The organism is Halanaerobium saccharolyticum, from assembly GCF_003053565.1.
Classification (GTDB): Bacteria; Bacillota; Halanaerobiia; order Halanaerobiales; family Halanaerobiaceae; genus Halanaerobium; species Halanaerobium saccharolyticum_B.
In genome coordinates, this window is record NZ_QAXS01000019.1 from 1 (window position 1) to 12675 (window position 12675).

12 protein-coding genes are annotated in these 12675 nt (G+C 37.5%); 1 reads left to right on the top strand and 11 read right to left on the bottom strand.

Annotated elements, in window-relative coordinates:
• Nucleotides 1–103: 103 nt before the first annotated feature.
• From trpC to zupT, 6 genes are all read right to left on the bottom strand, one after another.
• The gene (gene trpC / locus C8C76_RS08460) at nt 104–862 is read right to left on the bottom strand and encodes an indole-3-glycerol phosphate synthase TrpC (protein WP_108140668.1); all 759 of its coding nucleotides are present in this window, start codon (nt 860–862) and stop codon (nt 104–106) included.
• Nucleotides 862–1899, bottom strand: a complete 1038-nt coding sequence (trpD, locus tag C8C76_RS08465; RefSeq protein ID WP_108140670.1) for an anthranilate phosphoribosyltransferase — start codon at nt 1897–1899, stop codon at nt 862–864. The genes trpC and trpD overlap by 1 nt, the downstream gene beginning before the upstream one ends.
• An 86-nt stretch (nt 1900–1985) precedes the next feature.
• A complete protein-coding gene (locus C8C76_RS08470) occupies nt 1986–2552 on the bottom strand; it encodes an anthranilate synthase component II (protein ID WP_108140672.1) in 567 nt (188 codons plus the stop codon).
• The gene (trpE, locus tag C8C76_RS08475; protein ID WP_108140674.1) at nt 2536–4044 is read right to left on the bottom strand and encodes an anthranilate synthase component I; all 1509 of its coding nucleotides are present in this window, start codon (nt 4042–4044) and stop codon (nt 2536–2538) included. The genes C8C76_RS08470 and trpE overlap by 17 nt, the downstream gene beginning before the upstream one ends.
• Before the next feature lie 382 nt (nt 4045–4426).
• Entirely contained in the window at nt 4427–5242 is an 816-nt protein-coding gene (locus C8C76_RS08480) for a ZIP family metal transporter (protein ID WP_108140676.1), read from the bottom strand.
• A gap of 54 nt (nt 5243–5296) precedes the next feature.
• Nucleotides 5297–6106, bottom strand: coding sequence for a zinc transporter ZupT (gene zupT / locus C8C76_RS08485; protein ID WP_108140678.1), 810 nt, complete (start codon nt 6104–6106; stop codon nt 5297–5299).
• A gap of 175 nt (nt 6107–6281) precedes the next feature.
• Here zupT and C8C76_RS08490 point away from each other — a divergent pair, with 175 nt between their 5' ends.
• Entirely contained in the window at nt 6282–8576 is a 2295-nt protein-coding gene (locus C8C76_RS08490) for a family 65 glycosyl hydrolase domain-containing protein (protein ID WP_108140680.1), read from the top strand.
• Nucleotides 8577–8638: 62 nt separating this feature from the next.
• Here C8C76_RS08490 and C8C76_RS08495 read toward each other — a convergent pair whose 3' ends face one another.
• The 5 genes from C8C76_RS08495 to C8C76_RS08515 all read right to left on the bottom strand — a co-directional run bounded on the left by C8C76_RS08495 (nt 8639) and on the right by C8C76_RS08515 (nt 12635).
• On the bottom strand, nt 8639–9370 hold the full coding sequence (locus C8C76_RS08495) for an HAD family hydrolase (protein ID WP_108140682.1): 732 nt from the start codon (nt 9368–9370) through the stop codon (nt 8639–8641).
• Nucleotides 9371–9410: 40 nt separating this feature from the next.
• On the bottom strand, nt 9411–9896 hold the full coding sequence (locus C8C76_RS08500; RefSeq protein ID WP_108140684.1) for a GAF domain-containing protein: 486 nt from the start codon (nt 9894–9896) through the stop codon (nt 9411–9413).
• A gap of 90 nt (nt 9897–9986) precedes the next feature.
• Nucleotides 9987–10922, bottom strand: a complete 936-nt coding sequence (locus tag C8C76_RS15135) for a lysine exporter LysO family protein (RefSeq protein ID WP_181248181.1) — start codon at nt 10920–10922, stop codon at nt 9987–9989.
• A gap of 16 nt (nt 10923–10938) precedes the next feature.
• Entirely contained in the window at nt 10939–12009 is a 1071-nt protein-coding gene (locus tag C8C76_RS08510; protein ID WP_108140686.1) for an alanine/ornithine racemase family PLP-dependent enzyme, read from the bottom strand.
• A 185-nt stretch (nt 12010–12194) separates the two neighbouring features.
• Nucleotides 12195–12635, bottom strand: a complete 441-nt coding sequence (locus C8C76_RS08515) for an Hsp20/alpha crystallin family protein (protein ID WP_108140688.1) — start codon at nt 12633–12635, stop codon at nt 12195–12197.
• Nucleotides 12636–12675: the final 40 nt, after the last annotated feature.

Here is a 12675-nt window from a genome sequence, read left to right on the forward strand (position 1 = left end):
TCAGTATGGAGTTTTCAAAGTTCAATATTTTAGTTATTTATTACAATTATTACTTTTTTAGACTGTTACTTTCTGGCTTTAGCCGAGAATCCTCAAATGATTACTAATTAATGTTTTTGTCAATCAATCCCAGTTCTTTAACTTTAGCAGTCGGATCTTCTGCCCTCATCAGGGTCTCACCAATTAAAACTCCGTCAACACCAACTTCTTTTAGATAATCTATATCAGCTTTTGTTTTAATTCCACTTTCTGCGATCAGGTAATAGTCATCCCTCAGATTAATTTTTTCTAATTCAGCTGCCAGCTCTGCTGTTGTCTTTAGATCAACACTAAAATCATTTAAATCCCGATTATTGATTCCAATAATTTCTGCCTCAGTATTAATCACTCTTTCCAGCTCATCGCGATTATGAACCTCAACAATCGCCTCCATTTTAAGCTCTCTGGATAATGCTAAAAGCTCTCGCAGCCTCTCATCACTTAGAACAGCAGCTATTAAGAGTACCACATCAGCCCCAATAAAAAAACTTTCGTAAAGCTGCAGTGGATCGATAATAAATTCCTTCCGTAATATTGGTAGGTCTGTCAGCTGCCGCATTTCCTTTAGAATTTCATTACTCCCCTGAAAAAATTTCTGGTCTGTTAAAATTGAAATTCCTGCTGCTCCTGCCTGCTGATAAGATTTAAGTTGGGCTTCTGGATTGAAATCAGGCTGAATCAGTCCCTTGCTGGGAGAAGCTTTTTTGATTTCTGCCAGCAGAGAGATTCCTTTCCGGGCCAGCTTCTTTTTTAAAGAATGCCGCGGTTTTTTTAGTTCCGAAACTTCTTTTTTCTTCTCTAAAATAATTTTATCTAAAATCATTACTGCACCGCCCCGGAACTATTAACAAATGAATTGCTGCAGTTAATAAGTTCTTCCAATTTCTGTATGGCCTGACCGCTGTCTATCAGTTCTGCTGCCAGTTTTACACCTTCCTCTAAATTTTCAACTTTACCTTCAACTAGAAATGCTGCAGCAGAGTTTAAAAGAATCACGTCTCTTTTGGGTCCCTTTTTACCCTTTAGTATATTTAAAGTAATCTCTTTATTTTCTTCCGGACTTCCCCCTAAGATCTTCTGGATAGCTGCTTTTTCCAGTCCTGCCTCTGTCGGAGTGAAATTAAATTCCTTAACAACACCATCTTTTAAATAAGCTGTTTTATTTTCTCCAGCCAGTGACAGCTCATCTACACCTCCAGCACCATGAACAACCATTGCTGATTTTAAACCAAGATTTTTGAGAACATGGGCCAGCGGCATAACTAATTCTTCCTTATAAACTCCCAGCACCTGATAGTCAGCCTGAGCCGGATTGGTCAGGGGTCCCAGAATATTAAAGATTGTTCTTAAACCCAGCTCTTTTCGCGGTCCGATTGCATATTTCATTGCCTGGTGAAAATGAGGGGCAAATAAAAATGAAATACCAACCTGATCCAGACAATTACCTGCCTCTGCTGGTGATAAATCAATTTTTACTCCCAGTGCTTCAAGCAGATCCGCACTACCACTTTTTGAAGATACTGAGCGGTTACCATGTTTGGCTACCTTTAAACCTCCTGCTGCCATTACAATTGCAGTAGTTGTAGAAATATTGAAGGTTCCCTTTTCATCTCCTCCGGTTCCACAGCTGTCGATTAAATCTTTACTTTCTGTTTTCACTGCAGCAGCTTTATTCCGCATCACACTTGCTGCTCCTGTAATCTCATCTATAGTTTCACCTTTCATCCTTAAACCTACTAAAAAGCCAGCCAGCTGACTGTCAGTAGTCTTTCCTTCCATCACCATCGTCATTGCCTCTTCCATCTCACTCAATGTTAGATTCTCTCTGCTCACTACTTTATCTAAATGTTTATTAAACATCTTCTCTCCTCCTCTAATTATATTTATCTCAGCTCAGCTCAACTTTTTCAAAATTACTCTATTAAATTACTTTCTCTAATAAACTGTCAATTTAGTTCAAGAAAATTTTTAATTAAATCCCGCCCGGCATCAGTTAGAATTGATTCAGGATGAAACTGGACACCATAAACCGGATAATTCTTATGCTTTAAAGCCATAATTTCTCCTTCTTCAGTTTCTGCCAGCACTTCAAGTTTAGAACTCAAACTTTTTTTATCTACTATCAGAGAATGATAGCGGGTTGCCAGAAAACCATCTTCAACTCCGTTAAAAAGTCCATCATCTTTTAACTTTTTAATTGCCGAAACTTTTCCGTGCACAATTCGGTCGGCTGCTACAACCTGAGAGCCAAAAACCTCTCCAATACACTGATGACCAAGGCAAACTCCCAGAATATCAATTTTGTCCTTAAAATATTCTATAACTTCTTTAGAAACCCCTGCATCATCAGGCCTGCCCGGTCCGGGAGAAATTATAATTTTATCAGGTGCCATAATCGCTATCTCAGCCACAGTCAGCTTATCATTCCTCAGCACTTTAACTTCATCAAACTGTTCCAGCAAATGGACCAGATTATAGGTAAAAGAATCATAATTATCAATTACTAAAATCACGGATACCATCCTCTCTTACCACTTCCAGGGCATCAAATAAGGCACGGCCCTTGTTCAGTGTCTCCTGATATTCTTTGATCGGATCTGAATCGGCAACTATTCCCGCTCCAACCTGTAAGTTAAGTCTGCCGTCAACCAGCGAAAAGGTTCTGATAGTAATACAGCTGTCTAAATTACCATTAAAACTTAAGTAGGCTACAGTACCTGCATAAACTCCCCGTGCTTCTTTTTCCAGCCTGTCAATTAACTCAACTGCTTTAATCTTCGGAGCACCGGAAACTGTTCCAGCAGGAAAAACTGCTTTTAAAACATCAAGACTGTCCAGCCCCTCTCTTAAATCTGCTTCCACCTGAGAGACAATATGCATCACCTTGGAATAAAACTCAACCTCCATTAATTCTGTCACTTCCACACTTCCCTTTGCTGCAATTCTGCTTAAATCATTACGACCTAAATCCAGCAGCATTGTGTGTTCTGCCTTTTCCTTTTCATCACTTAGTAAATCAATTTTTAATTCCTGATCTTCTCTGCTGTCTCTGCCCCTGGGTCTGGTCCCTGCCAGCGGTCGAGTCAGAACCCTTTGATCTCTTACCCTTACCAGCACCTCAGGTGAGGAGCCGATAATTCTTATTTCCGGGAAATTCAAGTAAAAAGAATAGGGTGAGGGGTTTATCGATCTTAAAGCCCGGTAAATTTTAAATGGCGGCAGATCATTTTCTATCGAGAATTTCTGAGAGAGAACAATCTGAAATATATCTCCGGCTCTGATATGTTCTTTTGCCTTTTCCACCATCTTTTTAAACTCTCCCTTTTCAGTATTCGACTTTAGTTTTTTAGAATCTTTGGGTTTAGAGTTGGCTACTGCTGGTTTTAATTTTGAATCAGTGTTTTCGATTTTTTTTCTTACCTGATTAATTTCTCTTTTTGCTTCCTGAAAAATTTCTTCTTTCTGCTGCCTGCTTAAATCCGCATCTATTTTTAAATTATTGATAATTTTAACCTTATTGTGTAGATGATCATAGGCAATAATAATTTTAGTCATTACCAGCATACTCAAAGGGGTATTGTCTTTTTTTAATTCTTTATCTGCTTCCAGGTGATAAATATCTTCCCATTTTTCGATCATCTCATAATTAAAATAGCCAACAAAGCCTCCGGAAAATGGCGGCAGCTTCTCATCTTCATAGACCTCAAGTTGATTGAGATAATCCTGAAGATAAGGAATAATCTCCTGGTCTTTAATTTTTCTGCTCTCGCCAGCTTCTATTATTTCCAAATAATCCTCTTCATTTTTTAAAACTGCTGCTGGTTTTAGTCCGATAAATGAAAAGCGGTCATTTTCTGTGCTTTCCAAAAGATAGCTGTAATCCTGGTTTAGAGCTAATTTTTTATAAAGCGAAATTGGGGTTTCCGTATCTGCTATAAACTCCTCATAAATTGGAATTAGATTATATTCTGCTGTTAGGTCCAAAAATTCAGCTTTAGTCTGCATAAATTTCCTCCTCTTACTTCTCTAATTTTCGCCCACAAATGCAAAAAACGGCCAGAGCTTGGTTAAAGCCTGACCGTAGTTATTAGTAAGAGATTTTTGGGTATTAAAATACCTAAATTTCGTTTTAGTCGTGATTTAAAGTGCAAACTTAAAATCACTTCTTAACTAAAACAAAAAAGCCAAATTTATATAAAATAGATATAAATCTGGCCCATTAAGTGCAATATTGGCTCTGCTAATCTCATCTCTAACTCTTCTCTACTAATCTGGGCTCTTCTAATCTCTAATTTTTTTAAGTATAACTGAATTTTTTAAATAAGTCAAGAAAATAATTCTTGAGCGGCTTAATTAAAATGCTGATTATCAACAAAAAACTGATTTACTACCCGAGTGAAACATCTAAAAACATCATGACTGCAAAACCAAGCATCAATCCCGTTGTTGCTAAATGACTATTTCCTTCTGAGTTAGCTTCTGGAATCAATTCTTCCCCAACAACAAAGATCATTGCTCCCGCTGCAAAAGCTAATGCATATGGCAGAATTGGTCGCATATAATAAACTCCAGCCGCACCCATAACTCCAGCAATAGGTTCTACAATACCTGAAGACTGACCGTAAAGAAAACTCCTTTTTGCAGAAAGCCCCTCTCTTTTTAAAGGAATTGAAACTGCAGCCCCTTCAGGAAAGTTCTGCAGACCAATACCAACTGCCAGTGCAACTGCTCCGGCAATAGATGCAGAAGAAATATTAACTGCTGCTGCACCAAAAGCAACTCCTACAGCTAAGCCTTCCGGAAAATTATGTAATGTAACTGCCAGCACAAGTAGAACACTTCTCTGCCATTTTGTTTTAATGCCTTCAGGTTCACTTTTGGCAAGTGCAGGATGAAGATGCGGCAGAACCATGTCAACCAGACGCAGAAATATTCCTCCCATTAAAAATCCAATCACCGCCGGAATCCAGCCTGCGACTCCCAGATTTTCGGAAATTTCTATTGCAGGAGCCAGTAGAGACCAGAAGCTGGCTGCAATCATTACACCTGCAGCAAAACCAAGCATAGCATCAAGAAGTCTTCGGTCCACATCAGTAAAAAAGAAAACAATACCAGCCCCCAGAGCAGTCACAAACCAGGTGAATAGTGTTGCAAGCAGCGCCTGAGTTATTGGTGATAGAGTAACTAAAAAATCCAAAAACATAATATCAACTCCAATAATCATATTCTATTTATTTTAATAAAATTAATCTTACTTTTAAAATAACAATAAGCTGACAGCCATTACTCCCATGCCAGCTATAAAACCATAAATCTCCTGATGTTCTTTACCATATTTCCTGGAAGTAGGTAAAAGCTCATCGATAGAAATATAGACCATAATTCCTGCTACTGTACCAAAAAGAAATCCAAATACCATATCATTAAAAAATGAGCGGAGTACAAAATATCCGATTAAGGCTCCAAAAGGCTCTGCCAGACCGGAAACAAATGAATAAAATAAAGCCTTCTTTTTACTCCCGGTTGCATAATATATCGGCACAGAAACAGATATACCCTCTGGAATATTGTGAATAGCAATTGCTATTGCAATAGAAATACCTAAAGCCGGATCACTTAAAGCAGCTGCAAAAGTTGCCAGCCCCTCAGGAAAGTTGTGTATAGCTATTGCCAGGGCTGAAAAAGCACCCATTCTTTCTAAATTCTCATGATCTTCAAAATCATTAGCTTTTAAATGTGAAAGATCTGTATCCGAACGAGGCTCATGTGGATTTTCATATTCAGGTACTAACTTATCAATTAAAGCAATTATCAAAATTCCTACGAAAAATGAAAGGACTGTCACCCACTGACCTTTTTCTGGTCCATAATAGGCAACTAAAGATTCCTCTGCTTTAAAAAATATTTCAACAAAGGAAACATAAATCATCACCCCTGCTGAAAAGCCCAAAGAAATAGATAAAAACGAAGCATTTCTCCTCTTGCTAAAAAAGGCTAAAATACTACCGATCCCTGTTGCCAGGCCTGCAAAAAGTGTCAATAAAAAAGCTAAAATAACTGGGTCCACCTAATCACCTCTTTCAATTATTTTACCCCAATATTTTCAGTAATTATTATTAGTTATTTATATCATATAATATTCAGCTATAAATTAAAAGCAGAAATCAAATTTTAAGAAATTGGAAGCACTTTCAATAAACTCTCTTTTCTGATATAATTTAGCTGAAAGGCAGGTGGAAGTTATGAGAAAATATTTTGAAGTTGATGAATGGAAAGTTATTGAAAATGGTTTTGATAAAGAATATAACAGAGTTACTGAAAGTGTAATGAGTCTGGGTAATGGCCATATGGGACTGCGCGGCAATTTTGCCGAAAGCTACAGTGGTGACAGCCTGCAGGGTACATATATTGCTGGAGTTTACTATCCTGATAAAACAATTGTTGGCTGGTGGAAAAATGGCTACCCGGAGTATTTTGCTAAAATAGCAAATGCAACTAATTTTATTGCAATAGATTTAAGAATAGATGGACAGGAAATTGACTTAAACAAGGTAGAATTTAGCGATTTTAAAAGAGTTTTAAATATGAAAGAAGCCTATCTTGAGCGCTCTTTTACTGTAGAGCTTGAAGATAATAGGGTTGAAATTGTTGAGCAGCGCTTTTTAGACCAGAAAAATAAAGAAATTGCAGCTGTTAAATACTCTCTTCGTCCTCTGGATAAAAAATCTAAGATTGTGATGATCCCCAATCTTGATGGTGATGTCAAAAATGAGGATGCCAACTATGATGAGTTTTTCTGGGAAGGTTTAGAAAAAGAAAATAGTAAAGGCAAAGCAAGTCTAACTATGAAAACCAGAAAATCTGACTTTGTTGTAGCTGCAGCGATGGAATGGGATTTAAATAAAAATAAACGTGAGGTTGAGTTACTGACTGGTCCTGGAAAAGAAAATTATGTTGGTAATAAAATCACACTTAAAGCAGAAGCAGGAGAGAAAATCGAGTTAAATAAATATATTGCTGTCTGCACCAGCCGCGATTATAAAGATGACCAGGTCAGTAAAAAAGCTAAAAATAAGGTGTCTGAGGCTGCTATCCGTGGGTTTGATGAGCTATTTTCTGAGCATAAAGAAGCCTGGGACAGAATCTGGCAGGAAAGTGATATTAAAATTGAGGGAGACCCAGAGGCCCAACAGGGAATCCGCTTTAACATCTTTCATCTAAACCAGACCTATACCGGACATGATCCTCGACTCAATATTGGGCCAAAAGGATTTACCGGTGAAAAATACGGTGGTTTAACCTACTGGGATACTGAAGCTTACTGTCTTCCCTTCTATCTCTCAACCCACAGTGAAGAGGTTGGCCGCAATTTACTGCTCTACAGATACCGTCACTTAGAAAAAGCTGTAGAAAACGCAGATAAATTAGGTCTGGAGGGTGCTCTGTATCCGATGGTTACAATTAATGGTGAGGAATGCCACAATGAATGGGAAATCACCTTTGAGGAAATCCACCGCAATGGAGCTATTGCTCATGCAATTAAGGATTATGTCGATTATACAGGTGATGCTAATTATATAAAAGAATATGGAATCCCTGTTCTGGCACAAATTTCTCGCTTCTGGGCTGACCGGGCTCACTTTAACCCCCGCAAAGAAAAATATATGATTTTAGGGGTAACCGGCCCAAATGAATATGAAAACAATGTTAGTAATAACTGGTATACCAACCGAATTGCTGTCTGGACTCTAAAATATACTCTGGAAAACTTAGAAAAAATAAAAGAAAATGATCCGGATAAATATCAGGATTGGATTTCCGAACTGGGAATTGAAGATTCTGAGCTGGAGCTATGGCAGGATATGACAGAAAAAATGTATTATCCTTATCTGGAAGATTTTGATATTTATGCTCAGCAGGACGGTTATCTTGATAAAGAACAGAAATTAGTCTCTGATCTTGACGACAAAGATATTCCACTGCATAAAAACTGGTCCTGGGATAAGATTCTGCGCTCACCCTATATCAAACAGGCAGATGTAATGCAGGGTGTCTATTACTTTAAAGAAGATTTTGATCAGGAAAGTATTGCCCGCCACTATGACTTTTACGAACCGCGGACAGTCCACGAATCTTCACTTTCTCCCTGTATCTATTCAATTCTGGCAGCAGATTTAGAACGGGAAGAAAAGGCTTATCAGTTATATCTAAGAACAGCCCGCCTGGACCTTGATAATTACAATACTGATACAGATGACGGCCTCCACATTACCAGTATGGCCGGAACCTGGATGTCAATTGTTAAAGGTTTTGCTGGATTTGAAGTTAAAGATGGTCAGGTTCAGTTTAGACCATTTTTACCGGAAGCCTGGGATGGTTTTGAGTTTATGATCATGTTTAGAGGCCGCAGAATTAAAGTTGAAGTTGATCAGAAAAAAGCAGGTTTCTCTCTCGAAACGGGAGAAGAATTAAAAATAAAAGTTTATGATCAGGAATATCAGCTTACTGCTGCAGAAAATGTCACAGTTGAAAAATAGTAACTTGGTATTCAAAAACTCCAGTTGGGCTTAAGTCCCGACTGGAGTTTTATTTATCAATATTATATTTCTTTTTTAATTAATTCTTTTAACTCCTTTAAAGTTCCCTGCCAGGCAATGTCAAAACTGCTGTCTTCCCGCTCAATCAGCTTATCTTCTACAATCATAGTTTCAATTCCCAGTCTTGAGGCAATGGCATCTTCCTTTAAATCATTACCAATCATCAGGCAGTTATCAGGACTCTCTTCGATTTTTTCTAATATTTCTTGATAATATTCCGGATTGGGCTTGGCATAACTCATATTTTCATAATTTGTTATCAGGGCAAAATCAGTGGGATCAATATTAACCCATTCCAGCCTCGCTTCCACTGCTTCAACCGGAAAAAGAGGATTTGTGGCCAGTACCAGTTTCTTGCCCTTTGATTTTAAATATTTAATTATTTCAGCTGGAGTCTCTTTATCCAACTTAAAATACTTAGCAAGCTCCCTAAAATCTGTTTGATAAAAATTATCAAAACGCCCCTTGATTTTTTGAGCTTCATCCTCTTCTTCTACATTCAGCTTTTCCATAAAATCATCCATAAATGCTTCCTGGTTGGACCTGGAACCATCATTTCTAATCATTTTTTCTGTAGAAGCAGTCAAAAGTCCTATAAACTCTTCTTTACTGTCACATAAATCACTAAATTTTTCCGAAAGAGCACCAAAATAATATTTTAAAAACTCATCAACTTCAATATTTAAAAGAGTTCCATCCAGATCGAAAAGAAAAACTTCTTTATCTTTAAACAAGAATATACCTCCTAGAATTTAAAATAAAACTTTTCTCTAATTAAAATTTCTCCATCAGTGGTAGAAAATTAGTTTCATCTACTAAAATTTCAACAAATTCTTTTAAATATTTGCGGTCAAGCTCATCAAAGCGAGCTTTTTTAGGGCTGTCTAAGTCTAAAACAGCTATAACTTCTCCCCCCACAATTACCGGCAGTACAATTTCAGAACGAGAATTGGGATCACAGGCAATATGACCGGGAAATTCATGGACATCATCAACCAGCATAATCTTTCGCTGCGAATAGGCTGTACCACAAACACCTTTATCTTCATCAATTCTGACACAGGCAGTTTTACCCTGAAAAGGTCCTAAGACAAGCTGATCTTTTTTCCAGATATAAAAACCTGCCCAGTTTAGATCATCCATCTGATCAAATAACAGAGCTGAACTATTTGCCAGATTTGCCAGCCAGTCTCCTTCGGGCTCAATTAATGCTCTCAGAGCCTGATTCATTTCTTTAAGGCTTTCTTCTTTTTTATTCATAAAACTCATCCCTTTCTAATCTCAATTGATTAAAATATATCTCTTTACTGTCAAATGCTAAAGAAATTTATTAAAAATATAAACTCCAGCTTAAATATTTAAAAATAAAGGAACCAAGATCGGTACCAGGGTTGAAAGCACAGCCCCACTAACAAACGCTGGAATCACAACCGCCTCTCCACCTGATTCTTTAACCAGTGGTAAGGTCACATCCATCGTAGTTGCTCCTCCAGGGGCAACTGCTGCCAGACTGCCAAAATATCTAACTACTAAGGGCAGAATCATAACTGTTAAAAGTTCTCGAAAAACATTGCTCAAAAAAGCAAGTGATCCCAACTCTGCACTGTGTAATTTAGAAATTAAAACTCCAGACAGGCTGTACCAGCCAAAACCGGCTCCAACTGCTGCTGACTCCCCGGCCGCAAAGCCAAAAAGATAACCGCTGATTACTGCTCCAACCAGTGAACCAAGAGCAATTAAAACTGGAATCACAAGCAGCTTCCAGCCCATCAATTTTAAATCAGCAAGAACTTCCCGGCTGGCTCCAATATCAATGCCAACTCCAAAAAGTAGTACAGCCAGCGAATAATTTGTCAGCGGATCAAGCCAAGCCTGACCAACTCCACTGAGTAAAAAATAGCCAGCTAAAATGCCCGTAACAACTGAGCCAAAAATTAAAACTGTCATTGTATTGTCTGCACTCTGATCTTCGAACTCAGACTCGGTCTCAGGATCAGCACTTAAAAGTAAATTGTTTAAATTAAAAAATCTAACAAAAATAATTACTGCCAGCAGACTAAAAATAATGCTAACAGCTGCAAAAACAAAAGCCTGAAGCCCAATTTCACCCAGCTGTAATACGATCTGGTCATTGCTGCCCAGGCTGGCTCCCATTGCCAGCAGTAAAATCACCAGTCCCACTTTCGTAATTAAATCAGCAAATTTCACAAAGATATTTTCTTTTTCCAGCCAGAACCCAAGCATTATTCCTGTAAACAAGAAAAGAATTATTAAATAAAAATCCAAAAATACCCCTCCAGCTCTATTCTATATAATTTTTTGTTACATAATGAGAAGTCATCGCCCTCAGCATAGCACTGTAATTGGTTTTGAAAGTTAAAATATCGCCAACTTCCAGCTTTTCATCGGTATCAGTAATATCTGTTATTAGATGATCACTGCTGGCTCCAAGCACTTCTAAGCCTTCCAGTTCCGGATAAAGGCCGTGATAGTCAATATCCTGTTTTCCAACTGCCAAAATTGCTCTTTTCCTTAAGCCTTTATCTTCAATAATCTGGCCTCTACCTGCTCCACCAAAAGCCATTTCTCCCTCAGGATTGGAGGGCTTTTCCTGCAGCTCAACAATTTCTGCCTGCAGCCTAAAATTATAATGATTAAGACCTGTAATCAGGCTCTCATTAATAATATCTGTACCCAGCAAAATAGCCTCTCCAACTCTGAGATTTGTTATTTCAGAGGCCAACTTTTCATCTGCCAGCAGTCTGAGAGTTGCTGTATTACCGGCTGATAAAATATCAAGTCCTCTGCCCAGTTCTTCTTCAAGGCCTTTTTTGATCTTAATTAATTTCTCAGTGTTATTCTTATCAGGAATAATGCCTGCAAAACAGCCCAGGTTGGTACCGATCCCCTTTAAATTAACTGCTGCCAGAGATTCGATAGTCCTGGCCAGTTCGCTTAAATTTTCAGCCAGAATCCCCTCTCTCCGATCACCTATATCTACCATTATAATTAAATCTATCTCTTTGCCAGCTGCCGCTGCTTTTTTTGAAAATAATTCTGCCGTTTTTAGCTCTGTTACGAGAGAAGCATCAATATAAGGAACAATTTCTTCAATTTCAGAAAGCATTGGAATTCTGAGCATTAAAATCTCATCCTGAAATCCTGCCTTTCTAAACTTTATAATATTTTCAATCCGTGAGTCAGCTATACTCTTAATTCCAGCCCTTTGGTAGGCTTTAAATATATTCAAGTCTCCAGCAAAGCCTTTAACCACCGCTGTTAACTTAATCTCATCAGCTGCTAAATCTCTCTGAAGTTTTTTTGCATTTTCCTCTATCTGCTTTAAATAAATATCAAGCTGTGGATAATTCAAAATTCTTCCTCCTAAAATTTTAATTAACTTTTTCCTCAATTGTTTATTTTAGTATTTAAATTATAATAGTTATTACTAAACTATAACTATATTATACTTCACAATTATAAATTCTTCAATTAATTAACTTCAGATAAAAAACAAACCCGACCATCAGGTCGGGTAATTTAGATCTTCTTAAAAATTTATTCAATATCAATTGTACGCTTTTTAACAGGAGTTTTTTCTTCTTTAGGCAGATGAACCTTTAAAATACCTTCTTCATATTCTGCCTTAATATCATCCTGATTTACATTTTCGAGATAGAAACTGCGGCTATATCTGCCAGCTCTTCTCTCACGACGAATATAATTTTCTTTCTTTTCTTCTTTTTCTTCTTTGTGCTCAGCAGAAATTGTTAGATAATCATCATTAATTTCCAGATTGATATCTTCTTTGTTCATGCCTGGCATTTCAGCTTCAATAGTGTATTCGTCATCACTTTCTTTAATATCAGCTCTAAAACTGCGTCCGGCAAAATCCATAACATCATCAAAGAAACCGGAAACCAGGCTGTTGAAAGGATCTTCTTCTCTTTCAGCAACATCTCTCCGACTGCGGTTTCTAAATGGTACTAAATCAAACATAAAACCACCTCCGAATTTAAATTGATATTATTTTTTCACT